The sequence below is a fragment of the Pandoraea sp. genome (assembly GCF_004297875.1).
Classification (GTDB): domain Bacteria; phylum Pseudomonadota; class Gammaproteobacteria; order Burkholderiales; family Burkholderiaceae; genus Pandoraea.
On sequence record NZ_SCSK01000006.1, the window covers coordinates 101609 to 125883 of the forward strand.

General features: G+C 61.0%; 23 protein-coding genes and 1 pseudogene. 10 read left to right on the plus strand and 14 right to left on the minus strand.

What is annotated here, in order from left to right; translation table 11 throughout:
* Positions 1-81 precede the first annotated feature (81 nt).
* Both EPN80_RS02740 and EPN80_RS02745 read left to right on the plus strand, forming a co-directional pair.
* Positions 82-957, plus strand: coding sequence for an EamA family transporter (locus EPN80_RS02740; protein WP_293023367.1), 876 nt, complete (start codon positions 82-84; stop codon positions 955-957).
* Positions 958-1071: 114 nt separating this feature from the next.
* A complete protein-coding gene (locus tag EPN80_RS02745; RefSeq protein ID WP_293023369.1) occupies positions 1072-1989 on the plus strand; it encodes a LysR family transcriptional regulator in 918 nt (305 codons plus the stop codon).
* Here the strand turns inward: EPN80_RS02745 and EPN80_RS02750 are convergent.
* Positions 1986-3023 (minus strand): SDR family NAD(P)-dependent oxidoreductase, encoded by a 1038-nt coding sequence (locus tag EPN80_RS02750; protein ID WP_293023371.1) that lies wholly within the window; start codon positions 3021-3023, stop codon positions 1986-1988. The two genes, EPN80_RS02745 and EPN80_RS02750, sit on opposite strands and share 4 nt — an antisense overlap.
* A gap of 15 nt (positions 3024-3038) precedes the next feature.
* Between EPN80_RS02750 and EPN80_RS02755 the strand changes: the two genes are divergently transcribed.
* The 3 genes from EPN80_RS02755 (at position 3039) to EPN80_RS02765 (ending at position 6011) form a co-directional block, all read left to right on the plus strand.
* Complete coding sequence (locus tag EPN80_RS02755) at positions 3039-4064, plus strand: CDP-6-deoxy-delta-3,4-glucoseen reductase (protein ID WP_293023373.1); 1026 nt, start codon at positions 3039-3041, stop codon at positions 4062-4064.
* A 257-nt stretch (positions 4065-4321) separates the two neighbouring features.
* Positions 4322-5521: an acetylornithine transaminase gene (locus EPN80_RS02760; RefSeq protein ID WP_293023375.1), complete on the plus strand. Its 1200-nt coding sequence runs from the start codon at positions 4322-4324 to the stop codon at positions 5519-5521.
* 31 nt (positions 5522-5552) lie between these two features.
* Positions 5553-6011, plus strand: a complete 459-nt coding sequence (locus tag EPN80_RS02765) for a GNAT family N-acetyltransferase (protein WP_293023377.1) — start codon at positions 5553-5555, stop codon at positions 6009-6011.
* Positions 6012-6104: 93 nt separating this feature from the next.
* Here the strand turns inward: EPN80_RS02765 and EPN80_RS02770 are convergent, their stop codons facing one another.
* The 7 genes and pseudogenes from EPN80_RS02770 to EPN80_RS02800 all read right to left on the minus strand — a co-directional run bounded on the left by EPN80_RS02770 (position 6105) and on the right by EPN80_RS02800 (position 12968).
* Positions 6105-6821: an ABC transporter ATP-binding protein gene (locus tag EPN80_RS02770; protein ID WP_293023379.1), complete on the minus strand. Its 717-nt coding sequence runs from the start codon at positions 6819-6821 to the stop codon at positions 6105-6107.
* A complete protein-coding gene (locus EPN80_RS02775) occupies positions 6821-7594 on the minus strand; it encodes an ABC transporter ATP-binding protein (protein WP_293023381.1) in 774 nt (257 codons plus the stop codon). Before EPN80_RS02775 ends, EPN80_RS02770 begins: the two co-directional genes overlap by 1 nt.
* Positions 7595-7605: 11 nt before the next feature.
* Complete coding sequence (locus tag EPN80_RS02780; RefSeq protein WP_293023835.1) at positions 7606-8679, minus strand: ABC transporter ATP-binding protein; 1074 nt, start codon at positions 8677-8679, stop codon at positions 7606-7608.
* Positions 8680-8755: 76 nt separating this feature from the next.
* Positions 8756-9706 (minus strand): branched-chain amino acid ABC transporter permease, encoded by a 951-nt coding sequence (locus tag EPN80_RS02785; RefSeq protein WP_293023384.1) that lies wholly within the window; start codon positions 9704-9706, stop codon positions 8756-8758.
* A gap of 215 nt (positions 9707-9921) precedes the next feature.
* Complete coding sequence (locus tag EPN80_RS02790) at positions 9922-11124, minus strand: branched-chain amino acid ABC transporter substrate-binding protein (RefSeq protein ID WP_293023386.1); 1203 nt, start codon at positions 11122-11124, stop codon at positions 9922-9924.
* Between the two features lie 422 nt (positions 11125-11546).
* A pseudogene (ispH, locus tag EPN80_RS02795) lies at positions 11547-12503 on the minus strand (4-hydroxy-3-methylbut-2-enyl diphosphate reductase).
* A 9-nt stretch (positions 12504-12512) separates the two neighbouring features.
* Entirely contained in the window at positions 12513-12968 is a 456-nt protein-coding gene (locus EPN80_RS02800; protein WP_293023389.1) for a peptidylprolyl isomerase, read from the minus strand.
* Between the two features lie 121 nt (positions 12969-13089).
* Here EPN80_RS02800 and radC point away from each other — a divergent pair, with 121 nt between their 5' ends.
* The 4 genes from radC to nadB all read left to right on the plus strand — a co-directional run bounded on the left by radC (position 13090) and on the right by nadB (position 16185).
* On the plus strand, positions 13090-13764 hold the full coding sequence (gene radC, locus EPN80_RS02805) for a DNA repair protein RadC (protein ID WP_293023391.1): 675 nt from the start codon (positions 13090-13092) through the stop codon (positions 13762-13764).
* Between the two features lie 147 nt (positions 13765-13911).
* Positions 13912-14145, plus strand: a complete 234-nt coding sequence (gene rpmB / locus EPN80_RS02810; protein WP_047216024.1) for a 50S ribosomal protein L28 — start codon at positions 13912-13914, stop codon at positions 14143-14145.
* Between the two features lie 10 nt (positions 14146-14155).
* Positions 14156-14323: a 50S ribosomal protein L33 gene (rpmG, locus tag EPN80_RS02815; protein ID WP_047216022.1), complete on the plus strand. Its 168-nt coding sequence runs from the start codon at positions 14156-14158 to the stop codon at positions 14321-14323.
* Positions 14324-14544: 221 nt separating this feature from the next.
* On the plus strand, positions 14545-16185 hold the full coding sequence (gene nadB, locus EPN80_RS02820) for an L-aspartate oxidase (RefSeq protein WP_293023404.1): 1641 nt from the start codon (positions 14545-14547) through the stop codon (positions 16183-16185).
* Here nadB and nadC read toward each other — a convergent pair.
* From nadC to purN, 6 genes are all read right to left on the minus strand, one after another.
* Positions 16182-17054: a carboxylating nicotinate-nucleotide diphosphorylase gene (gene nadC, locus EPN80_RS02825; RefSeq protein WP_293023407.1), complete on the minus strand. Its 873-nt coding sequence runs from the start codon at positions 17052-17054 to the stop codon at positions 16182-16184. The two genes, nadB and nadC, sit on opposite strands and share 4 nt — an antisense overlap.
* On the minus strand, positions 17051-18187 hold the full coding sequence (gene nadA / locus EPN80_RS02830; protein WP_293023409.1) for a quinolinate synthase NadA: 1137 nt from the start codon (positions 18185-18187) through the stop codon (positions 17051-17053). The genes nadC and nadA overlap by 4 nt, the downstream gene beginning before the upstream one ends.
* A gap of 120 nt (positions 18188-18307) precedes the next feature.
* Positions 18308-19504: a fatty acid desaturase gene (locus tag EPN80_RS02835; protein ID WP_293023412.1), complete on the minus strand. Its 1197-nt coding sequence runs from the start codon at positions 19502-19504 to the stop codon at positions 18308-18310.
* A 195-nt stretch (positions 19505-19699) separates the two neighbouring features.
* Positions 19700-21067: a mechanosensitive ion channel domain-containing protein gene (locus tag EPN80_RS02840; RefSeq protein ID WP_293023415.1), complete on the minus strand. Its 1368-nt coding sequence runs from the start codon at positions 21065-21067 to the stop codon at positions 19700-19702.
* Between the two features lie 46 nt (positions 21068-21113).
* Positions 21114-22427: an RsmB/NOP family class I SAM-dependent RNA methyltransferase gene (locus tag EPN80_RS02845; protein WP_293023418.1), complete on the minus strand. Its 1314-nt coding sequence runs from the start codon at positions 22425-22427 to the stop codon at positions 21114-21116.
* Entirely contained in the window at positions 22424-23074 is a 651-nt protein-coding gene (gene purN, locus EPN80_RS02850) for a phosphoribosylglycinamide formyltransferase (protein ID WP_293023420.1), read from the minus strand. The genes EPN80_RS02845 and purN overlap by 4 nt, the downstream gene beginning before the upstream one ends.
* A gap of 133 nt (positions 23075-23207) precedes the next feature.
* Between purN and EPN80_RS02855 the strand changes: the two genes are divergently transcribed.
* Positions 23208-24206 (plus strand): bifunctional riboflavin kinase/FAD synthetase, encoded by a 999-nt coding sequence (locus tag EPN80_RS02855; RefSeq protein WP_293023423.1) that lies wholly within the window; start codon positions 23208-23210, stop codon positions 24204-24206.
* Positions 24207-24275: the final 69 nt, after the last annotated feature.

Below are 24275 nucleotides of genomic sequence, written 5' to 3' on the forward strand. Positions count from 1 at the left end.
TGCGCGCGACAGACCGCCGGCCGATCGGGCGTTATCTTGCAGGATGGATCAATTACCGTCTTCTCACCCATGACAGCTTTTTTGTTTACAGCACTCGTATTGGCCTGGGGTTTCACCTGGTTTGCGATCAAACTGCAACTCGGTGTCGTGCCGCCGGAGATATCGATTTGCTATCGGTTCCTGGTTGCTGCGAGCCTGTTGTGGATCGGCCTGGCGCTCGCGCGTCGCTTGCGCCCGGTGCCATGGCGCGCCCATGGCTGGATCGCTCTGCTCGGCGTGACGCTGTTCAGCCTGAATTTCATTCTGATTTACTCGGCCACGCAAACCGTGGCGAGCGGCATCGTCTCGGTGTTATTCACCTTTGCCACGGTCTTCAATGCGCTCAATCAATGGCTCTTCATGCGCCGCACGCCGCAACCCAAGGTGCTCGCCGGCGCGGGCATGGGCATCCTCGGTATCGCGCTGCTGTTCAGTCACGAGATGCAGTACCTGCACGGTGGCCGCGCGCAAACGCTCGGGGTGGGCCTGGCGATTGCCGGGACATACGTGTTTTCGCTGGGCAATCTGGTCTCGATGCGCGCGACTCGTAACGGGATCGATTTGCCGAATGTGATGGTGCGGGGCATGAGTTGGGGCGCGTTGTTTCTGGCGTTGTTCGCGCTGGCGCGCGGCGCGCATTTTGTCCTGCCACCCACCCCGGTCTACGTGCTTAGCCTGCTTTATTTGGCCGTGCCCGGCTCGATTCTGGGCTTCTTCGCGTATCTCTCGCTTGTCGCTCGCATCGGCGCCGATCGCGCAGCTTATGCTACCGTCCTGTTCCCGGTGGTCGCGCTGGGAGTATCGACGGTGCTCGAGGGTTATGTCTGGACACCCTGGGCATTCGCTGGCCTGGCGTTGATTTTGTGCGGGAATGTGGTGATTTTCTCGCGCTGGCCACTGCCCCGGCTGGCGCGGTAAGGCGCGGCCAGCGCCCTGAGTCGTCGCACCGGCCGGGCCCGTTGCTTGCACGACGATCTATTGGGAAATGCATTATTTGATATTATTTTCATATTCTTCCCCGATAAATCGTCCATGACGCCCGACCAATTGCTGACTTTCGCCACGGTGGCGGAGCTGGGTAACATCAGTCACGCCGCCGAGGCGCTGCATCTTTCGCAGCCGGCGGTCTCGGGACAATTGCGCCTGTTGCAGGAGGAGTTTGGCGAGCCGCTTTACCGGCGCGATGGACGCGGCATCCGACTCACCGCCACCGGTCAGCAATTGGCGGCCTACGCCGGCAAGTTGCGCCAGGACTACCGGCAGATTCTGGCGTACCGCAATGCCCTGCGCGGGTTGGAGACCGGCACCCTGCGCCTGGGCGCGAGCACGACGCCAGCCAGCTATCTGCTGCCTTACCTGATTGCCGAGTTTCATCAGCGTTATCCAGCGGTGTCGATCGACGTCATCGACGGCAACACCACGGAAATCGTTGAACTGCTGCCGACGCTGGACATCGGCTTTATCGAAGGTCCGATTCCCCCCAGTCTTGGCCCGGACATCGCGATACGGCCCTGGCACGAGGACGAGGTCGTGGCGATCGCCCGCGCCGACCATCCGCTGGCCCGGCAGTATCCGGATGGCGCGGCCTTGAAGCAACTCGCCGCCTATCCGCTGGTGCAGCGCGAATCCGGATCCGGGGTCCGCCAATTGGTGGAGCGCGCGTTTGCAGTCGCAGGGCTCGAGCCTCGCGTCGCCCTCGATCTGGCGGGCGTCGAGGGCGTCAAGGAGGCGGTGCGCGCCGGCATGGGCATCGGCTTTGTCTCGGCCATGTCGATGCGTCACGAGGACGACGTGCTGGCGACGTTGCGGGTCGATCCGCCTCTTGGACTCAAGCGCCTGCTGACTGCCCTGGTGCCCCACGCCGACATGCCGACACGCACCGCCCAGCGCTTCCTGTCACTCTGTTTTCCGGACGCCGACGCGCCGCCGGCCGGGACCTCGTCCGGTTAAGCGACCGTATCGCGCGCCGGAACGAACGATTGACCGCCGTACAACGCGTTGAGCAGCGCGTCAACCGTGGGATACCGCAGCGCGTAACCCAACTCCTGCTTCAAGCGCCGATTGTCGAGTCGGCGTGATTCGCACATGAACGACCATAGTGCGGGCGGCATTTGCTGCCGCGCCTGTGCTCGTGTCAGACGCGGTGCGCGTGCGAGGCCGGCGGCATCGGCCACCCGATCGAAGTAATCCGCCATTTTCAGATGCGTGTCGTCGCTGGCATGGATCACTCGTTGCGGCTTGCCACGCCACAGCGCACGCACCAGAATCGCAGCCAGGTCGTCGGCATGGATGTGGTTGGTGTAGACGTCATCTTCGGCGCGCAAGGCCGGCGTTCCCTTGGCCAGACGAGCCAATGGCAGCCGATTGGCCGCATAGATCCCGGGGATACGCACAATCGTGTTGTGCCAGCCCGACGCGCCCGGGTCGGGCGCGGCAGCACTACGCCACGCCGCGCGCGTGCGCGCCGCACGGCCGCTTGCAACGCGAGGCCGGCGCGCGCCCAGGCGGCGAACCGCTTGCTCGGCATCGACCCGACGCACGGCACGCGCGGATGCCGGCCTCACTGGCCGGGTCTCGTCCACCCACGCGCCGCCGCAGTCGCCATAAACCCCGCTGGTACTGGCGTAGACGAGCGTGCATCCAGCCGCACCTGCAAACCGCTCGGGTACAATACCGGGCTTGGCAAAGCGCAGTGTGTTGAGCAAATGGCGGGTGCGCGAGTCGAGAGCGCCGGTGGGCGGTGGCGGTGCCAGATGCAGCACGCGCGATGCCACATGCCGCAGGCGCCGCAAGCTGCCCGGATGATCGAGGTCGCCGAGCAACGGCACTGCACCCGCCTCGCGCAGCGGCGCGCGACGCGACGCCTGCGAGGTCAGCGCGAACACCCGGAAACGCTTGCGCAACAATGGCAGACAACGCATACCGACGTCGCCGCAGCCGACGATCAGGATGCGAGGACGCCCCAGTTTTTTCAGTGATTTCATTTAGCGGATTGTAGTATGTCTTATAACGTAACGATCCAACCCAGTGGTCGGCAATTTCAGGTCGAAGAGGGCGAAGCAGTGCTCAGCGCCGCATTGCGGCAGGGTATCGGCTTGCCATACGGCTGCAAGAATGGCGGTTGCGGTTCCTGCAAAAGCCGGATTGTGGAAGGCTCGATCGAGCAAGGCGCGCACTCGCACACGGCGCTGCCCCAGGATGAACAAACGCGCGGCATGGCGCTGCTGTGCTGCGCCCACGCCCGCTCGGATCTGGTGATCGAAAGTCGTGAGGTCACGGGCGTGGGCGACATTCCGGTCAAGCGGCTGCCGTGCCGGGTGGCCAAACTGGAGCGCCGCACCGACGACGTCATGGTGATCCAGCTGCAATTGCCGGCCAACGAGCGGCTGCAGTTTCTCGCCGGACAGTATCTCGAGTTTATCCTCAAGGACGGCAAGCGCCGCAGTTATTCGATGGCCTGCGCACCGCACCAGGATGGTCCGCTCGAATTGCACGTGCGACACACGCCGGGGGGAGTGTTCACCGATCACGTCTTCGGCGCCATGAAAGAACGCGACATTTTGCGCTTCGAAGCGCCGCTGGGTACCTTCTTCCTGCGCGAGGATACCGACAAGCCCATCGTGCTGCTGGCCTCCGGCACCGGTTTCGCACCGCTCAAGGCGATCGTCGAGCACGCGCTGCACAAGGGTATCGCGCGGCCCATGACGCTCTACTGGGGCGGGCGACGCCGCAAAGATATCTATATGGCCGAGCTGGCCGAGCAATGGGCACGCGAAGTGCCGAACTTCACCTTCGTGCCGGTGCTGTCCGAGGCCGATGCCGCCGATCACTGGCAAGGCCGGACCGGCTTCGTCCATCACGCGGTCATGCAGGATCTGCCGGACTTGAGCGGCCATGAGGTCTACGCCTGCGGCGCGCCTGTCATGGTCGAGTCGGCGCGTCGCGAGTTCTCGGCACATTGCGGTTTGCCGGCCGAGGCTTTTTACGCGGACGCCTTCACCACCGAGGCCGATCTGGCCGCCTAGCAAGCCGCGCGGGAGCGATTGTGCGAAACCTGCAACATGGCACGCGCCAAGGTTTTGACAAGCCTGCCGCCTTGGCCGTATGCTTCGCCCATGAACTGCCGCCAGACCTTTATCCGACGCCGCCGCACGTTGCTCCCTCCGGGGCGCCGCGCGGCTCGTCTTGGATTGCGCTGAACGCAGTCAGCAAACATACGAAGGCCACGGGCGATCCCCGTGGCCTTTATCTTTTCGATCCCCGCCTTTCAATGGAGTCAGCCATGCAGTTCAGCGAATTCCCGGTCCAGTCACTGATGTACATCACGAATCGGCCGGAGACGGTCTTCACCCACGGCAAGGGTTCGTGGATATTCGATCACACCGGCAAGCGCTATCTCGACTTCATTCAGGGCTGGGCGGTCAATTGCCTGGGCCATTGCAACGAGGGCATGATTCGCGCGTTGACGGAGCAGGCCGGCAAGCTGATCAATCCCAGCCCGGCCTACTATAACGAGCCGATGGCACGCTTGGCGGAACTGCTTACGAAAAACAGCTGCTTCGACAAGGTGTTTTTCACCAACAGCGGGGCCGAGGCCAACGAAGGGGCGATCAAGCTGGCGCGCAAGTGGGGACAAAAGCATCCCAACGCAGCCGGCGGGGCGCGTTTCGAAATCATTACGTTCGATCACAGTTTCCACGGGCGTACCCTGGCCACCATGTCAGCCAGCGGAAAACCCGGCTGGGACAAGATTTTCGCGCCGCAGGTGCCCGGCTTTCCCAAGGCCGAGCTCAACGACATCGCCTCGGTCGAGAAGCTGATTGGTCCCGACACGGTGGCGGTGATGCTCGAACCGGTGCAAGGCGAAGGCGGGGTGATTCCGGCCACGCGCGAATTCATGCAGCAATTGCGCGAACTCACGCGCCGGCACAATCTGCTGCTGATCGTCGACGAGGTGCAAACCGGCTGCGGGCGCACCGGCAAACTGTTCGCCTATGAATTGTCAGGCATCACGCCCGACATCATGACGCTGGGCAAGGGTATCGGCGGCGGCGTGCCGCTGGCCGCGCTGTTGAGCACCGAAGCCGTGGCCGTGTTCGAGGCCGGGGATCAGGGCGGCACCTATAACGGCAATCCATTGATGACGGCGGTGGGCATTTCGGTTATCGAACAATTGACCGCACCGGGCTTTCTGGATAACGTCGCCCGGCTCGGCAATTACCTGCGCGAACAGTTGCTGGCGCTGTGCGACGCCTATGGGTTCGAGGGCGAGCGGGGCGAAGGATTGCTGCGCGCGCTGCTGCTGGGCAAGGACATTGGCCCGCAGATCGTCGAGAAGGCGCGCAATCTGTCGCCGGATGGTCTGCTGGTCAATGCCGCGCGCCCGAACCTGCTGCGCTTCATGCCGGCGCTCAACGTCACGCGAGAGGAAATCGACCAGATGATCGCGATGCTCAAGACGGTTCTCGCCCAGGTGAATTGAGTTCGCGCAAGCCATGCCGGGCACTGCCACCATGTCGCCTTCCGCTGCGCTGGCCTGCGAGATCTCGTGCGATCCGGCCCGGCTCGACGTGGCGTTGATCCATCGCTTCCTGTCGACCGAAACCGATTGGGCGCGCGGCATGCCGGCGTCGCTGGTCAGCCGGGCGATTGCACATTCGCTGTGTTTTGGCGCCTACGATCTTGAGTCCGTCGCAAGCGACGCGCCGCAGGTCGGTTTCGCGCGCGTGATCACCGACCGCGCGACCTTCGCCTATCTTTGCGATGTGTTCGTGGTGCCGGAGGCCCGCGGCCGTGGTATTGGCCGGCAACTGGTGGAGGCCGTGATGGCGCATCCCGCGTTGCACGGCTTGCGCCGCTTCATGCTGGCGACCGATACTGCGGCCGGCCTCTACGAGCGCTACGGCTTCGCGCGGCTGCCCACACACCACCCATTGATGCAGATTTATCGGCCCGATGCGTTCATGCGCTAGGCAGAGACAGCCCGGCATCAGCGCCAAGCCGCCGCCCCAATAAAAAAGAGCGCCTCGCAAAAGGCGCTCCCGATAACGGCGCTCGCCAGTCGATTACTCGCCCAGGTACGCTGCCCGCACTTTCGGATCGTCGAGCATATCCTTGGCGTCGCCCGTCATGGTGACCAACCCGCTGTCCATGACGTAACCGCGATTGGCTGCCTGCAGCGCCAGTCGCGCATTCTGCTCGACCAGCAGCACCGTCACGCCTTGCGCCGAGACCGAGCGCACTACCTCGAAGATCTTCTCGACCATGATCGGCGAGAGGCCCATCGATGGTTCATCGAGCAGCAGCAGCTTGGGCTGGCTCATCAACGCGCGCGCCATCGCCAACATTTGCTGCTCACCACCGGAGAGCGTGCCGGCCAACTGGCTGGCGCGCTCCTTCAGGCGCGGGAAAATACCGTACATGCGTTCGGTATCTTCCTTGATGCCGGCCGTATCGTTGCGCAAATAGGCACCCATCTGGATGTTCTCGAGGATGGTCATGCGCGCGAAGATGCCCCGACCTTCCGGCACCATCGCCAGGCCGCGCTTGAGCAGATCGAACGACTTCACGCCGCGAATCGATTGCCCGAGGTACTCGATATCGCCATCGGCCCACGGCAGCAGACCGGTGATGGCTTTCATCGTGGTGGTCTTGCCGGCGCCGTTGGCGCCGATCAGCGTCACCAGTTCGCCCTGCTTGATATCCAGATCGATACCCTTGACCGCCTTGATGCCGCCATACGACACCTTCAGGCCCTTGATTTTCAACATTGCTTCGCTCATCAATGGCCTCCCGCCCCGAGATACGCTTCAATCACGGCGGGGTTCTTCTGCACGTCGTGCGGCAGCCCCTGCGCAATCACCTTGCCATAGTCCAGTACCGTCATGCGGTTGCACAGCCCCATCACCAGCTTGACGTCGTGCTCAATGAGCAGAATCGTCCTGCCGTCGCTGCGAATCTTGTCGAGCAGACCCCGCAGTTCGACTTTTTCCGTCGCATTCATGCCGGCAGCCGGCTCGTCCAGAGCCAGCAATTTCGGATCGGTCGCCAGCGCGCGGGCAATTTCGAGCCGGCGTTGATGGCCATACGACAGGTTCGCCGATGTGTATTTGGCGTATTGGGCAACGCCCACGTACTCGAGCAGCGCCATCGCGCGCTCATAAATATCCTTCTCCTCGGCGCGGGCGCCGGCATGGTGCGTAATTGCGCCCCATACCCCCGTCCTGGTGCGGACGTGGCGCCCGACCATGACGTTTTCAACTGCCGTCATGCCGCCGAACAGACGGATGTTCTGGAAGGTTCGCGCGATGCCGGCCTTGGCTACCTCGTGCACAGCGGTCGGCTTGTACGGCTGGCCGCCCAGGAAGAACTTTCCCGAGTCAGGCGAGTAAAGCCCCGTGATAACGTTGAAGAAGGTGGTTTTGCCGGCACCGTTCGGGCCGATCAATCCGTAGATCTCGCCGGCCTTGATCTCCAGGCCGACGTCCGTCAACGCCTGCAGGCCGCCAAAACGCTTATTGACGCCCTGGACGGACAATAAAATATTCTCACTCATGTCACTCGTCCTTAAGAAGTCGTCATTGGTCGTTCTTCTGGGCGGGGCGAGGGCCACAGGCCCGCCGGACGATACAGCATGATCAGAATCATGGCCAGGCTATACAGCAGTTGGCGCGCCACTTCAGGATCGATGTAGACATGGCCGAACATGCTTTGCTGCATCGGCCCGAGCGTAGAACGCAGGAACTCGGGGAATGTCGACAGCGCGATACCGCCCAGAATGACGCCGGGAATGTGCCCCATACCGCCGAGAACCACCATCGACAGCACGATGACAGACTCCCAGAAGGTGAACGATTCGGGCGAGACGAAGCCCTGGAACGCGGAGAACATGCCGCCCGCGACACCGCCGAACGACGCCCCCATGGCAAACGCGAGCAGTTTCACATTACGCGTATTAATGCCCATCGCTTTTGCGGCAATTTCGTCTTCACGAATCGCCACCCAGGCGCGCCCAATGCGGGAATGCTGCAGGCGAATACACACGAAAGCGACGATCAGGGCCAGCACGACGAACAGGTAGTAATACATGTAGACCGAGGGAATCTGTAAGCCCAGGAAGTGCTGGGTCTTGGCGAAATCCATGCCGGCAATATCGACCGAGCGGATACCGATAATCCCCTTCGGTCCGTTGGTGATGTTGATCGGCCGATCCAGATTGTTCATGAAAATCCGGACGATTTCCCCGAACCCGAGGGTCACGATCGCGAGATAGTCGCCGCGCAGACGCAATGTCGGCGTCCCGAGCAGGATGCCAAAGATAGCGGCCATCGCCGCCCCCAGGGGGATCGTCAACCAGACGGAAAAATGCAGGCCGTGCGGGAACATCCTGGCGATCGCAGGGAAATGCTCGGTCAGATGGGGCGAGGTCAACAACGCGGTGACATAGGCGCCGACCGCATAGAACGCGATGTACCCGAGGTCGAGCAGACCGGCGAAACCCACCACGATGTTAAGACCCAGCGCGAGCATGATGTAGAGCATCGCGAAATCGAGCACCCGCACCCAGTAGTTTCCGCCGGCATATCCGACCAGGACCGGCGCGAGTATCGCGCCCACCACGAACAGGGCGAGCCCGCGCATGGCTTTGCGGGCGGCCGCCTTCTCGGAAATCGGCGCAGCCGAATTGGTTTGTACTTGTTGTGTCATGTCCGTCTCCTTATGCGCGATCGGCCACACGCTCGCCGAGCAGGCCAGATGGGCGGAACACCAACACGATGATCAGCACAATAAATGCGAACACATCCTGATAGTTACTGCCAAACACCCCTCCGGTCAGCTTGCCGATGTAGCCAGCCCCCAGCGCCTCGATCAGGCCCAGCAGAACGCCACCGACCATCGCACCGGTCAAATTGCCGATCCCCCCCAGCACCGCGGCCGTGAACGCCTTCATGCCGGGAATGAAACCCATATAGAAATGGGCATTGCCGTAGTTGCTGGCCATCATGACCCCGGCGACGGCCGCCAACGCGCCACCCAGCGCAAACGTCACGGAAATCACGAAATTGGGATTCACGCCCATGAGGCCGGCCACGTTGCGGTTCTCCGCAGTCGCGCGCATCGCCCGCCCAAGTCGGGTGCGATTAACCAGCTGGGTCAGGCCGATCATCATGAGGACCGCCACCACGATAATCACAATGCCCGTGCCGTTGGTCACCGCGCCCACGTGTTTGGCTGTCTCCGGAATGACGGTAATAGCATCGGTCGGCAGCAACTGCGGGAACATCAGCGGATTGCGGCCCCAGATGATCATCGCGATCGTTTCAAGCAACAGGGAAACGCCGATCGCGGTAATCAGCGGGGCAAGCCTCGGCGCGTTGCGCAATCGACGGTAAGCCACCCGCTCGATAATGTAGTTGACCAACGCACAAGTCGGCATCGCAACCAGCGTTGCAATGAGCAATGTGACGAAGGGATTGAGATGCGGGAAGAAATGCATGACCAGCTTGATGGAGGAGAGGGCCACCATGGCGCCAATCATCATCACGTCCGCGTGGGCAAAATTGATAATGCCCAAAATACCGTAGACCATCGTGTAACCCAATGCCAGGATCGCGTAGACGCAACCCAGCACCAGACCATTGAGGATCTGTTGGATAAAGATATCCATGAATACTAACTCCTTGGTCCCACTCACCGGGCCCAACGACACGTCTCACCGGTAGGTCGGAGCGAGTCGCCAGGGGAAAATGCAAATGATAGAAACGGGTTCCTGTTGAGGAGGCGGGCCGCGCCCATTATGGGGGCTCGGCAATGATCCGCAGATAAAGAAACGGCACCGCATGGTTGTTGACGGTGCCGTTTCTGGGCCTCGGAATCCGAGACTTACATCTTTTCGATATCGAGAACGGTCTTCTTGCCGTCCTTATAGTCGTACAGCGTAATGACCGGCTGTTTCAGGTCACCCTTCGAATCGAACTGCACGTTGCCGATCACACCATCGTAGTTCGTGGCCGGCATGGCCGCGAGAATCTTGGCCGGATCGGTAGAGTTGGCCCGCTTCATTGCGTCGACAATGATGCCAACCGCATCATAGGTGAACGGTGCGTAGATCTGAATCGGCTGATGGAAGCGCGCTTCATACTCTTTCTCGAACTCCGCGCCCTTGGGCATCTTCGACAGTGCCATACCGGCTTCCGAGCAAACGATGTTGTCGATGGCATCACCCGCCAATTCGGCGACCTTATCGGTACAAACACCGTCACCAGCCAGGACTTTGCCATTGATGCCAAGCTCTTTGGCCTGTTTTGCGAACGGGCCGCCGGTTGCATCCATGCCGCCGTACATGATGATGTCCGGACGCTCACCCTTGATCTTGGTCAGAATCGCGCGGAAATCCGTGGCTTTATCGTTGGTTTCGTCGTGGCTCAGCACTTTCATGCCATCGGCCTTGGCGGTTTTCTCGAATTCGTCAGCCAGACCTTGACCGTACGCGGTCGCGTCGTCGACGATGGCCACCGATTTGGCGTGCAGCGTCTTGAACCCGTAGTTGGCCAGTGCCGGACCTTGCTGGGCATCGGTTGCCACCACACGGTACGCGGTCTTGAAGCCTTGTTGCGTGTAGGCAGGGTTGGTTGCCGACGGGGAGATTTCGACGATGCCGGCATCGCTGTAAATCTTCGAGGCGGGAATCGTGGTGCCGGAGTTCAGGTGACCGACCACCGCGACAACGTGGTCATCGACCAGCTTCTGCGCGACTTGCGTGGCGGTACGGGGATCGCCCGCATCATCCTGCGCGTCGAGTTCCAGCTTGATTTTCTTGCCGTCGATCACCAGACCCTTCTTGTTGATGTCTTCGATCGCCAGACGTGCCCCGTTTTCATTGTCTTTCCCGAGGTGCGCGATTTCGCCGGTCAACGGTGCGACGTGACCGATCTTGACGACCTGGACGTCACTGTCGGCTGCGGCAGTCGTCGCGGCGGGCGCGGCAGCGCCTGCATCGGCTTTCTTTTCTTCCTTCTGCCCGCATGCCGCGAGCAGAGTCACCGCAGCGACGAGTGGCAGAACCTTCGCGAACTTGAGTTGCATATTTTTTATCTCCTGATTACCAGCGGATTGTGGCCGCCATGACAGTGTTTCTCGTACGAAACGCGCGCATTGTAACTCCATTTTTTTCCCGTGCGAGCCCCGCGAGCACAGGGTTTTCCATGATGAGAACCTAAATTTGTTCCTCCTTTTGCGACCGAGAATCTAACGCAGCGCAACCCAAAAATCGCCTCGGGTTTCCCCGGGTTGCACCACACCATTTTCCGCCTATCGGCAGCGCCGCAGCTCGGGTCGTCGGCGTCACGCCACATTGCGAGAACAAGCAAAGAACATGCCTGGGGGATATTCGAATATGGACTCTAACAGTGAGCCTCCCCGGTCAAGAGAGAAAAAGGCGATGGAAGGAAGGAAAGTCTGGATACCAAAATATCCCATCAGCACGGTACACCTTGCCGCACATGAACTCAATCGGGTAAAGCCAGACCTTTGGGCAGCGGAAAAATCACGGTCTCTTCGACACCGTCGAGCTTGCGCACACGGCGCGCGCCCAATTCGTTCAACCGAGTGATGACGGCCTGCGCCAGCGCTTCGGGTGCCGAGGCGCCGGCGGTCACGCCGATCTGGCGCTTGCCGATTAGCCAATCAGGCTGAATTTGCTCGGGAGCATCAACCATATAGGCATCGACACCCATTTTCTCGGCGACCTCGCGCAGGCGGTTGGAGTTGGAGCTGTTGGGACTGCCGACCACGATTACCACGTCGCACTGCGGGGCCATGAATTTGACAGCATCCTGGCGATTTTGCGTTGCGTAGCAGATATCCTGTTTCTTGGGCTCGCGGATGCCGGCAAACCTGGCCTTGAGAGCCGCGATGATTTCGGCGGCATCGTCCACCGACAAGGTCGTTTGCGTGACATAAGCAAGCCGTTCCGGGTCGACGACCTGCAGCCGCGCCACATCGTCGACGCTTTCGACCAGATACATGCCGCCGCCGTCCATCTGCCCCATGGTTCCCTCGACCTCGGGGTGCCCGCGGTGCCCGATCATGACAACCTCGACGCCATCGGCACGCATTTTCCCGACTTCGACATGAACCTTGGTGACCAGCGGACAGGTCGCATCGAAAATCCGCAACCCGCGCCGCTGCGCTTCGGCGCGCACTGCCTGGGAGACGCCGTGCGCGCTGAAAATGACCGTCCCGCCCTCCGGCACCTCGGCGAGATCGTCGACGAATACCGCACCTTTGTGGCGCAAGTCGCCCACCACGTAGGCGTTGTGCACGATTTCGTGGCGCACGTAAATCGGCGCTCAGAACAACTTCAGGGCACGCTCGACGATTTCGATGGCACGATCCACGCCCGCACAAAAGCCGCGAGGCTGAGCCAACAGGATTTCGGCATTCGCCTCTGTCACGGTACTCATCGTCGTTCCTTACAGCACGCCAATAATGTGAACTTCGAACGTGATGGATTGCCCGGCCAGCGGGTGATTGAAGTCGAACAGCGCCCAGGTGTCGCCGATCTCCCTCAGAATGCCGGCGTACTGACCGCCGCCAGGGGCCGAAAATTCAACCAGATCGCCAGGCATGTACTGCTCACCCAGGTTACTGTTCTCTTGCAGCGTCTTGAGCGACACCCGCTGCAGCAGTTCGGGGTTGCGCGGCCCGAAGGCTTGCTCGGGAGCCAATGCGATGCACGCTCGCTGCCCCGGCGCCATCCCGACGAGCGCCTGCTCCAACGTTGGCGCGAGTTGCCCCGCGCCCAACTGCAACGTAGCCGGCTTGCCATCGAAAGTACTTACGACGTCGGCGCCATCGGCCAGGGCGATCCGATAATGCAGCGTCAGGTAAGAATCCTCCTGAACTTTCGGAACCACTACGCTATTCATGAAAATCCCGCCTTAAAATCAAGCCAATATTGTAAGCGACCTACATTGTTACGGGTCGCCTACCCGTTGTTCCCACCATCTTGCCGCGCCTGGGCGCCGGCTCGCACCAGAGAAAACAACGATGTCGATAAGTCATTGGCCCGCGGGCGAGCGGCCCAGGGAAAAGCTGCTATCGCTCGGCGCCGAGGCACTGTCCGACGCCGAACTGCTGGCGATCTTCCTGCGCATCGGCACAACCGGCAAAAGCGCAGTTGCCCTTGCTCGCGAACTGCTGAGCCATTTCGGCACGCTCAATCGACTGTTTTGCGCCACCGCATCGGAATTGAGCGCCGTGCGCGGCATTGGTACAGCCAAGTACGCGCAACTTCAAGCCGTGCTGGAAATGGCGCGCCGCGCGCTGGGAGAGGAGTTGCAAGAGCAGGTGTCGCTCAGTTCGCCAACGGCGGTAAAACACTTTCTCCGCCTGTCCCTGGCGCACAAGCCCCATGAAGTCTTCTTTTGCCTGTATCTCAACACGCAAAATCAATTGATCCGGGCTGAATCCCTATTCCGGGGTTCATTGCAGCAAGCCACCGTCTATCCGCGCGAAGTCGCGCGCCAAGCCTTGCGCCACAATGCCGCAGGGCTCATTGTCGCACATAACCACCCGTCCGGCGTTGCGCGGCCAAGCGAGACCGACCTCCACCTGACCCGGCAGCTCGGAGCGACACTCCAATTGCTCGAAATACGCCTGCTCGACCACTTCATCGTCGGCAGCTCCGACGTCTACTCCCTCGCCGAGCATGGCGAGCTATAATGCGCTTCCCCTGCCGGGCCTCCCGACGAAAACTGGGGTGCCGGCAAAAAGCATTTGATTTGTCTGGGATTTTCTGGTTATAATCGCCGCCTGTCTTTTCGACTAACTTATTTTTTACCAGACAGCATTTAGCGTTAGGAGTGCTTTATGGCACGCGTATGTCAAGTGACCGGGAAAAAGCCGATGGTTGGCAATAATGTTTCCCACGCCAATAACAAAACCAAGCGCCGCTTCCTGCCGAACCTGCAAAACCGCCGTTTTTGGGTGGAAAGCGAAAATCGCTGGGTGAGCTTGCGAATTTCCAATGCCGGTCTTCGCCTGATCGACAAGAACGGTATCGATTCCGTGCTGGTCGACTTGCGCGCTCGCGGCGAGATCTAAGGAGCTCATCATGGCAAAAGGCGCCCGCGATAAAATCAAGCTGGAGTCGACCGCTGGTACGGGTCACTTCTATACGACCACCAAGAACAAGCGCACCAAACCGGAGAAGATGGAGATCATGAAGTTTGATCCGGTCGTTCGCAAGCACGTGGCGTACAAAGAAACCAAGATCAAGTAAGCCATCGGCTGCGTTTCGCGCCAAGGTTGACCGACCCCGCTTCGAGCGGGGTTTTTATTTTGACGTCCAGCCTCGGTCGGTTTGTGGTGCGTCGGCGTTCGAACACACCGTAGCAATGGTGCCATCGCTACGCTGTAGTCGCCAAATGGGTATACTGCAAAACCTCAATCACTTTAGCGGATCCGCCCCGTGCACGAAGCGGGCCCGCATACATTTGCAGCATGAACTTCGACGTCATCATTGTCGGCGGCGGTCTGGCCGGTCAGTCTGTGGCACTCCATCTTGCCGATACCTGCCGTGTGGCCATGATTACAAAGCGGCCGTTACCGGAGGGAGCGAGCGACTGGGCGCAAGGCGGCATTGCCGCCGTGCTGGACTCAACCGACAGTTGCGACGAGCATGTGGCCGACACGCTGGTCGCTGGCGCCGGCCTGTGCGACGAAGCCGCAACCCGCTTTATCGTCGAAAACGGACGTACCGCAATCGAATGGCTGATTGGCCAGGGTGTGCCGTTTACCAGGGACGCCGCGGCCGAACTGGGATTTCATCTGACGCGCGAAGGCGGGCACAGCCATCGGCGGATCATCCACGCCGCCGACGCTACCGGGCATGCAGTCGTTACGACGCTGGCCGAGCGCGTGCGCAAACACCCGAATATCACGCTGTTCGAGAACCATTTCGCGATCGATCTCATCACCAATGCGCGTTTGCCGGGGAATCTCTCGGCAGCAGGTCATTCGCGCTGCCACGGCCTCTACCTGCTCGATCTGGAGCGCGGCACGGTGCAAACCATGACCGCCCGGCAAACCGTGCTGGCCACCGGAGGCGCCGGCAAGGTCTACCTCTACACCACGAATCCGGATACGGCCACCGGCGACGGTATTGCAATGGCATGGCGGGCCGGCTGCCGCGTCGCCAACATGGAATTCATCCAGTTTCACCCCACGTGCCTTTATCACCCCTATGCGAAGTCTTTCCTGATTTCCGAGGCGGTGCGCGGCGAAGGTGGTTTGCTGAAACTCCCCGATGGCACGCGCTTCATGCCCCAGCACGACGCGCGGGCCGAACTCGCACCACGCGACATCGTGGCACGAGCGATCGACTTCGAAATCAAAAAACGCGGCCTCGATTGCGTCCATCTTGATATCAGTCATCAGCCCGCGGCATTTCTTCACGAGCATTTCCCGACGATCCTGGCACGCTGCAGGGAGTTCGGCATCGATATTACCCGCCAACCGATACCGGTGGTCCCGGCGGCACACTATACGTGCGGCGGCGTCGTAACCGATCTCGCCGGACAGACCGACTTGCCCGGACTCTATGCCGTGGGGGAGACAGCGTACACCGGTTTGCATGGCGCCAACCGGCTGGCCAGCAACTCACTGCTGGAATGTCTGGTGCTGGGCCGCGCCGCCGCGCAAAGCATCCTGCAGGGCGCACACGCCGAGAGCACGGAGATCAGTGTGCCGGAATGGGATGAGAGCCGCGTCTCGGACGCAGACGAGGAAGTCGTGGTTGCCCACAACTGGGACGAATTACGCCGCATGATGTGGAATTACGTCGGCATCGTTCGTACCGACAAGCGACTGGAGCGCGCACAGCACCGCATTCGCCTGCTGCGTGAGGAGATCACCGAATATTATTCGCATTTTCGCGTTGGAAGGGATCTGCTGGAGTTGCGCAACCTGGTGGACGTGGCATCGCTGATCGTCAACAGTGCGCTGTCTCGACAGGAAAGTCGCGGACTGCATTTCAGTCGCGATTATCCGGAGACCTTGCCCAAGGCATTGCCGACCGTGTTGCCGCCCCCCGCGAAAGCGGCGCTGCGCAACGCAGCGGCACATCCGGGATTGGGACGTTAGATCATTCGCATGGAGTAATCGACGGCCTTGATGTCCTTGGTCAGGCTGCCGATCGAGATACGGTCGACGCCGGTTTGCGCGATGGCCCGGACCGTTTGCATATTCACGCCGCCCGATACCTCCAACACTGCCCGGCCAGCCGTCATGCGCACCGCTTCGCGCATCATGTCGTAACTAAAATTGTCGAGCAGGATCGACGTCGCACCGGCGCGCAGCACTTCGTCGAGCTGTTCGAGTGTCTCGACTTCGATCTGCACCGACACACCAGCATTGAGCGCCCGAGCCGCATCGAGCACAGGCCCGATACCACCCGCCGCCGCGATGTGATTTTCCTTGATCAAGATGCCGTCATACAAGGCAAGCCGCTGGTTGACCCCACCCCCGACCCGCACCGCGTATTTCTGCGCCAGCCGCAAGCCCGGCAGTGTCTTGCGGGTGTCGAGAATTTGCGCCTTGGTGCCGGCGACCGCATCGACATAGGAGCGGGTCACCGTGGCGACGCCGGAAAGCATTTGCAGAAAGTTCAAGGCACACCGCTCGCCGGTGAGCAAGGCGCGCGCCGGCCCAGTCAATTCGCACACCGGCGTATTGGCCGCCATCAACGCGCCTTCGAAATAATGCCACTCGACGCGGATCGACGCGTCCAAACGCCGCATGACGGCTTTCAGCCAAGGTGCGCCGCATAACACAGCAGCATCTCTCACGATGATCCGCGCCTTGCCAATTTCATCAGCCGGCACCAGCAAACCCGTCAGGTCGCCGCTGCCGACGTCTTCGGCCAACGCGCTGTCGACGTTACGATCCAAGGCATCGGCCAAGGGGGTGCCAAATTCGGTAAACAGCGGGAAGTCGCAGGAAATCGAGGTCATGCGGGGCCAACTCCTGAAAATAGTGCCGTGTCGCGCGCCAAATCACCGCTGGCCCGCACGGTCTTCTTGCGCTCTGCAGCAAAGGCCAGCATGCGGTCGATGCAAACATACGCTTGCTCGCCGATCTGTGGGTCGACATGAATTTCGTTATTTCCCGTTTCCAGCACATGGACCAGGTTTTCCAGACCATTCATGGCCATCCAGGGGCAATGGGCGCAGCTCTTGCAAGTCGCGCTGTTACCGGCCGTCGGTGCTTCGATCAGATGCTTGCCTGACGCTGCGGCCCGCATTTTGTGCAAAATGCCGTTATCAGTCGCGACAATGAACTCGGTCGCCGGCAACGTGCGCACCGCATCGATAAGCTGCGAGGTCGAGCCGACCACATCGGCCTGCGCAACGACCGACGCAGGGGACTCGGGATGCACAAGAACCTTGGCGCGCGGGTGTTCGCGGCGCAGCAACTCCAGTTCGACACCCTTGAATTCATCATGTACGAGACAGGCGCCCTGCCACAGCAGCATGTCCGCGCCCGTTTTCTCCTGCACGTAACGGCCCAGATGGCGATCCGGCGCCCAAAGGATTTTTTTGCCCTGCGCGTGCAAATGAGCGACGATATCGAGCCCGATGCTCGATGTCACCATCCAGTCCGCTCGAGCCTTGACGGCCGCGCTCGTATTCGCGTACACAACCACGGTACGATCCGGGTGCGCATCGCAAAATGCCGCGAATTGGTCGGCCGGACAACCCAGATCGAGAGAGCACGTCGCGTCGAGGTCGGGCATCAGGATGCGCTTTTCGGGGCTCAGGATCTTCGCGGTCTCGCCCATGAAGCGCACGCCCGCGACAATCAGCGTGTGCGCCGGATGGTCTCGTCCGAAGCGCGCCATCTCCAGGGAATCGGCAACACAGCCGCCAGTTTCCTCAGCCAGATCCTGCAGGTCGGCATCGACATAATAATGGGCCACGAGCACGGCGTTGCGCTCGGCAAGTAACTGTCTGACGCGGGACTTCAGCGCCGCGCGGCGATCCGGCGTCAATGCTTCCGGCACACGCGCCCATGCATGTGCCACGCATGCGCCGCCAGCGGCGTCCGGACGCTCGAACTCGATCGATTTGAGAGGCGATTCAACCATCACGACTACCCAAAAATAAAACCTGAAACAAAGAACCCCGCCATGGCGGGGTTCTGATTATGCGTCAAAAATCAAAAGCCGGCAGATTTGACGCTCGGCCGGGCCGGACAAGGGTCCGGCTCAAGCGTAGCGTCGCAGGCGCAGCGCAAACTCTCGCAACGCTTGAATTCCGCTTTGCTCTGCCCGCTGACACCAGTTTTGCAACTGCGCCAACAGTTGTTCCCGTGAAGCGTTCGAACGACTCCAGATTTCCGCCAATTCGCTGCGCATGTCGTAGTAGGTCTTGAGTGCGCTGCTGTGGGCGAAAATCTCAGTGAGCTGCTGCTTTTGGGGCTCCTGCAGCTTGGATTCGTCCTGATGAAACCATTTGCCCGCCTTGCGGAACAATTGATATTCACCGTGCTGATGCTTTTCCTTGAGACGTGTCAATTCGTCACGATAAGCGCGCTTGAAAGCTTTCGCATAGCGCGCCATCACTTCGTACCGGTTCGACAGCACTGCTTGCAGCGTGTCCTGGTCGCACAGCGCCTTGCTGCCGGCAAGCTTCGGTGTAGGCGCCACTTTCTTGACCTTGGCCAGACCAACGGCTGACAACATGCAGATATACATCCAGCCGATATCGAATTCGTACCACTTGTTCGACAATTTGGCCGACGTGGCAAATGTATGGTGGTTATTGTGCAGTTCCTCGCCGCCGATCAGAATGCCCCACGGCAGCAAATTGGTCGAAGCGTCGGCACAATCGAAATTGCGATAGCCCCAAAAATGGCCCAGGCCATTGACCACGCCGGCCGCCCAGAACGGAATCCAGATCATCTGGACCGCCCAGACCGTCAGTCCGATCGCACCAAACAGCGCGAGATTGATGATCATCATCACACTGATGCCGAGAATCGTGTAACGTTTGTACAAATTATTCTCGAGCCAATCGTTCGGCGTGCCGTGACTGTATTTGCTCAGGGTTTCCGCATTGGCTGCTTCGACACGGTACAGTTCGGCGCCTTGCCACAGAACCTTGCTCAGACCGCGAGTTTGCGGACTGTGCGGATCTTCTTCGGTTTCGCATTTGGCGTGGTGCTTGCGATGGACAGCCGCCCATTCGCTGGTCACCATGCCCGTGGTCATCCACAGCCAGAAACGAAAGAAATGTGCCACCGCGGGATGCACGTCGAGCGCACGATGCGCCTGGCAGCGATGCAGATAAATCGTCACGCCTGCGATCGTGATGTGCGTGACCACCAGCGTGTACAACACAACCTGCCACCAGTGCCAATGGAGCAAGCCGTGCGAAACGAATCCAAGCAAACTATCCAACAAGATATGAGACTCCAAGATAAAGCACGGTATCCGGTGCTACCGAACGCAACGGCAAGCGAATCAGTTTCCCGCTCGTCCGCTTCCCGGAAGCCCCCTTGTGCTTAACAGAAGATTTTACCCTATACAATGTCACAAGTCTGTAGTATAAGCGGCACGAATTTGCTCTAGATCAAAAAGGGGGCTCGCCTCGCATTTTCAAGGCCCGTTGCCTGTATTTTGACTGGTGCCCCGCTCGGCGCCGGCTTCGACAGGCGCAGGGGGTGCCACCGGCCAATCGTTGAGTATGCGAATTTCGCGCTGGGCATAAGGTATCTCTATACCGTTTTCACGAAAACTCTGCCAGATTTTCAGATTGACCTTAGATCGGATTCCCAGGGTCCCCAATGCGGGATCCTGCACCCAAAAGCCCATCTCGAGATTCATCCCGTCCGAGCCAAAGCCCGTCAGTGCCGCCCAAGGCGCCGGAGACGACAAAACGCGGTCGAGTCCCTGGACCGCGGCAAGCATCAGTTGCATCGCCAGCTCGACATCGGCCGAATAGGCAATCTGCACAGACACTTTGGCCAATCCGCGGGTCTCGGTAAAAGAGTGATTTTGTACAACGTCGGAAATGAGTTTCTCGTTGGGAACGATCACTTCGACGCCGTCCAGTCCGCGCACCACGGTGTAGCGCGTGCGAATTTGCGCGACGGTGCCGTGATAGTTGTTGACTGTTACCAGATCGCCGATACGGAGCGACCGATCCAGCAAAATAATGAATCCGGACACGTAGTTGCTGGCAATTTTTTGCAACCCGAAGCCCAGGCCCACGCCCAACGCGCCGCCAAACACGCCCAACACGGTGATATCGATCCCGACCAGGGAGAGCGACACAAGGAGAGCGACCACCAGCAGCAGTGCCTTGGCCAGGCGCGACAACACCACCTTCAGGTTGGCGTCAACCGCCTTCGCGCGCATGATGCGATCCTCAAGTACCGCGCTGGCCCACAGGGCAAGCAATACCGTGCCGCACACCCACAAGGCGCCAGTGATCAACGTCAATAGCGACAGGGAGTTGCGGCCAACCGCAAGCCGAATGCCGCCGAGCCACCGGAACAGATCCCCCTGCACCCCCAACACATAGACGATCATGCCGCCCCAAGCGAAGACAACGACGAACCGCTCGATCACGTGCAGCATGCCGCTGGCCTGGGCCGATTGGGAAAACAGGCGTCGCAGCAGATAGAACGCCAGATAGATCACGCCAATGCCGAACAGCGGCACCTGCGCTACGGCAAGCAACGAAGTGTGAATCCTGTCGGCCAGACTCAGCCGCACCAAACCGACCACCGCCCATCCCACCAACGGGAACATCGATCGCAGCAAGCTCGACGCGCCGGCCCTGCGCGCGGGGGGCACACTGGCATAATGCCGCTGAAGTCGGGCCGAAAGCCAACGCGCCACACCGAAACTCACCAGCAGTGCGCTGGCCAGTGCGGCAATCTGCCAGACAATGCCCGGATCGCCGAAGTCGTGGATCAGGTCCCGCAACATTTGGGCAAACGCCCTGCTCTTTCCCGCCATGACGCCCTCTCGAGGATGCCTTCGCCAGTCGCTTGCGCGTCAGAGGCTACTTCTTTCGTTCGAACACCGCCGCAAAGAACCCATCGGTCGCATGCCGATGCGGCAGCAACTCCAGATAGGGCCCGTTCGCCAGCGACGCTGCCTCGGGTATTTTCTGGCTTTCCAGGATCTCACTGGCGGCCAGCGGGACGAAGTCGTCGTGCGACGCAACAAAGGCCTCGGCGATTTCGCGATTTTCCGCATCGAGCAGACTGCATGTCGCGTAGACCAAACGGCCGCCAGGTTTGACCAGGCGCGCCGCGCTGGCCAGAATCGATGCTTGCTTGACGATCAACTCCTCGACCGCCTGCGGCGACTGCCGCCACTTCAAGTCGGGGTTGCGCCGCAAGGTGCCGAGACCGCTGCACGGCGCATCGACCAGCACGCGATCGATCTTGCCCGCCAGACGCTTGATCTTCGCGTCGTTCTCGCTGTCGATCAGTACCGGATGCACATTGCTCAGGCCACTGCGCGCCAGGCGCGGCTTGAGTTTCGCGAGCCGTTTGTCGGATACATCGAATGCATAAAGCCGTCCGCTCGAGCGCATCATCGCGCCCAGTGCCAGTGTCTTGCCGCCCGCGCCGGCGCAAAAATCAACAATCATTTCGCCGCGACGCGGCGCGACCAGCTGGCATAACAACTGACTACCTTCGTCCTGCACCTCGAGCGCGCCCGCTTCGAACAGCGGCAGGCGCTGCAGCGCCGGTTTGCCGGCCAGCCGGATGCCATGCGGCGCGTAACGCGTGGGCGCAGCATCGATATGACTGTCGGCCAGCGCCGCCAAGGCAGCGTCGCGGTCCATCTTCATCAGATTGACCCGACAGTCCAGCGGCGCAGGCCGATTCAGCGCCACCGCCAACTGCTGCGCCTGGTCTTCGCCGAGTTTTTGCACCAAACGTGCATAGATCCACTCGGGCAGATTCGCGCGAACCCGCGGTGCCAGGCTGCCCGGATCGATTCGAGCGACGTGCGCGAGCCATTGCCGCTCGTCGGGCGAGGCATGCGCGGCGCAGGCATCCTCGCCCTGCGTGGCCCACAAGCCCAGCAGGGCCAGACGCCGCTCGATCGGCCCCTGGCCGCTCTCGGCATCATGCGAGAACTCGGATTTGCGGCGCAGCACCGCAAACACGGACTCGGCGATAGCGCCGCGCTCGCGATGACCAAGCTTAGGCTCGGCACGAAAGTACGCGCTCACTACGGAATCTGCCGGCGCGGTGAACTTGAGAATTTGCGCCAGCAGCGCCTGAGTGTGCGCCAGAATCCCTTGCGTGACGCCGCGCGTGTCGCGGCCGAGCGCGCGCGGCCGACGGGTCTTTCTCATGCGTCGTCACCCATCAACCACTGCACGTCGCCATCGCCCTGACCTCGAACAAGGTCGACCCGCCCGTCGCAGACGCGCAAACGGTCTTCCACGAACCAGCGTACCGCACGAGGATAAATCACGTGTTCGCAGCGCAATACACGCGCAGCGAGATCGGCGGCGGTATCCGCCGGCTTTACCGGCACCACGGCCTGGATCACGATCGGCCCATGGTCGAGTTCGGCGGTGACGAAATGCACGCTGGCGCCATGAACCTTGATGCCCGCCTCGAGCGCCCGCTCGTGCGTGTGGAGCCCAGGGAAGCTGGGCAAAAGCGAGGGGTGGATATTCAGCAAACGTCCGGCATAGCGGGCCACGAAACCCGGCGTGAGGATCCGCATAAAACCGGCAAGCACGACCAGATCCGGGGCGAATCCGTCGATCGCCGCCGCCAGCGCGGTATCGAACTGTTCTCTCTCGCCAAAACCGCGGCTCTCGACCACGGCCGTGACGATGCCGTGGGATTGCGCGAAGGACAGGCCCGCAGCATCGGCGCGGTTGGAGATCACCGCGGCAATGCGGGCCGGCCATTGCTCGGCGGTGCAGGCGCGCACGATGGCCTCCATGTTGCTGCCGCGGCCAGAAATCAAAATCACAATATTTTTCATCGCGGAATTTTATCACCGGCACGGGGCACCGCGCCAAAAGCTCGCGCCGAACCCGCCCCGAAACGTTTATAATTCAATGTTTTGCGGCGTCTGGCGCTGCGCCAATCGACATTTTCCTTTTGTTTTTCATATCGTGCGAGTTTTTCGGGGTCTCCCAAACGCTGAAAGCAAGGCGCCCTGTGTACTGACCATCGGCAACTTCGATGGCGTTCACCTGGGGCACCAGGCACTGCTCGCGCGCATGCGCGCGGCCGGCGCCGCGCGTGGCCTGTCGACTTGCGTGATGACCTTCGAGCCGCACCCGCGCGAGTATTTTTCTCCCCAGCACGCACCGGCCCGCATTTCCAATTTGCGCGACAAACTTGAAGCGCTCGATGCGCAGGGCGTCGACCGGCTGGTGGTCGAGCACTTCAATGCTCACTTCGCCAGTCAATCCCCGGAGCAGTTCGTGCGCCGCATCATCGTCGACGGCCTGCATACCCGCTGGCTGCTGGTCGGCGACGATTTTCGTTTCGGCGCCAAGCGCGCGGGCGATTTCGCCTACCTGCAGGAAGCCGGCAAACGCTATGGTTTCGAGGTAGAGCAACTGTCGACGATCGCACATGACGGCATTCGAATTTCCAGCTCCGAGGTGCGCGCCGCGCTGGCCGAGGGCGACTTCGAGCGCGCCCACACGCTGCTCGGTCGGCCATTCATGATTTCCGGACATGTCGTGCACGGCATGAAGCTGGGCCGCGACCTCGGTTTCCCGACGCTCAATCTGCGTATCGCGCATCGACATCCGGCCCTGACCGGCATATTCATCGTTCAGGTGCATGGCCTGGCGAGCACCCCGCTGCCCGGTGTCGCCAGCCTGGGGCTGCGCCCGACAGTCGATGACTCAGGGCGCTACCTGCTTGAAACCCACCTGCTCGATTTCGTCGGCGACGCCTACGGCAAGCTGGTGCGCGTCGAATTCCTGCGCAAATTGCGCGACGAGCAAAAATACGACGGCCTCGATGCATTGCAGGCCGCCATCGCCAACGATACGGCGCAGGCCCGTGCCTTCTTTGCCCAAGGCCGGCCGTATGCGGCCTCCACCGCGACCGGCCAGCGTGATTTTGCCACCTCGGCAACCGATCGAATTAGTTGAGGAGCGCGCCCGCGATGGCGTGCTCCGGGCACGACGTGCCCACGCGTTCGTTGTTCCATTTCATCCGAG

Coding starts and splice junctions, on each gene's coding strand:
- EPN80_RS02780 (WP_293023835.1), bottom strand. CDS start 8,679: ATGCGCGGGCTCGCCCTGTTCGTGGTGGGCGCGATACTCGCGCCGGTC.
- purN (WP_293023420.1), bottom strand. CDS start 23,074: ATGAAAAATATTGTGATTTTGATTTCTGGCCGCGGCAGCAACATGGAG.
- radC (WP_293023391.1), top strand. CDS start 13,090: ATGTCGATAAGTCATTGGCCCGCGGGCGAGCGGCCCAGGGAAAAGCTG.
- EPN80_RS02840 (WP_293023415.1), bottom strand. CDS start 21,067: ATGGCGGGAAAGAGCAGGGCGTTTGCCCAAATGTTGCGGGACCTGATC.
- rpmB (WP_047216024.1), top strand. CDS start 13,912: ATGGCACGCGTATGTCAAGTGACCGGGAAAAAGCCGATGGTTGGCAAT.
- EPN80_RS02745 (WP_293023369.1), top strand. CDS start 1,072: ATGACGCCCGACCAATTGCTGACTTTCGCCACGGTGGCGGAGCTGGGT.
- EPN80_RS02775 (WP_293023381.1), bottom strand. CDS start 7,594: ATGAGTGAGAATATTTTATTGTCCGTCCAGGGCGTCAATAAGCGTTTT.
- EPN80_RS02760 (WP_293023375.1), top strand. CDS start 4,322: ATGCAGTTCAGCGAATTCCCGGTCCAGTCACTGATGTACATCACGAAT.
- EPN80_RS02800 (WP_293023389.1), bottom strand. CDS start 12,968: ATGAATAGCGTAGTGGTTCCGAAAGTTCAGGAGGATTCTTACCTGACG.
- nadC (WP_293023407.1), bottom strand. CDS start 17,054: ATGACCTCGATTTCCTGCGACTTCCCGCTGTTTACCGAATTTGGCACC.
- EPN80_RS02755 (WP_293023373.1), top strand. CDS start 3,039: ATGTCTTATAACGTAACGATCCAACCCAGTGGTCGGCAATTTCAGGTC.
- EPN80_RS02770 (WP_293023379.1), bottom strand. CDS start 6,821: ATGAGCGAAGCAATGTTGAAAATCAAGGGCCTGAAGGTGTCGTATGGC.
- EPN80_RS02845 (WP_293023418.1), bottom strand. CDS start 22,427: ATGAGAAAGACCCGTCGGCCGCGCGCGCTCGGCCGCGACACGCGCGGC.
- nadA (WP_293023409.1), bottom strand. CDS start 18,187: ATGGTTGAATCGCCTCTCAAATCGATCGAGTTCGAGCGTCCGGACGCC.
- rpmG (WP_047216022.1), top strand. CDS start 14,156: ATGGCAAAAGGCGCCCGCGATAAAATCAAGCTGGAGTCGACCGCTGGT.
- nadB (WP_293023404.1), top strand. CDS start 14,545: ATGAACTTCGACGTCATCATTGTCGGCGGCGGTCTGGCCGGTCAGTCT.
- EPN80_RS02785 (WP_293023384.1), bottom strand. CDS start 9,706: ATGGATATCTTTATCCAACAGATCCTCAATGGTCTGGTGCTGGGTTGC.
- EPN80_RS02765 (WP_293023377.1), top strand. CDS start 5,553: ATGTCGCCTTCCGCTGCGCTGGCCTGCGAGATCTCGTGCGATCCGGCC.
- EPN80_RS02750 (WP_293023371.1), bottom strand. CDS start 3,023: ATGAAATCACTGAAAAAACTGGGGCGTCCTCGCATCCTGATCGTCGGC.
- EPN80_RS02790 (WP_293023386.1), bottom strand. CDS start 11,124: ATGCAACTCAAGTTCGCGAAGGTTCTGCCACTCGTCGCTGCGGTGACT.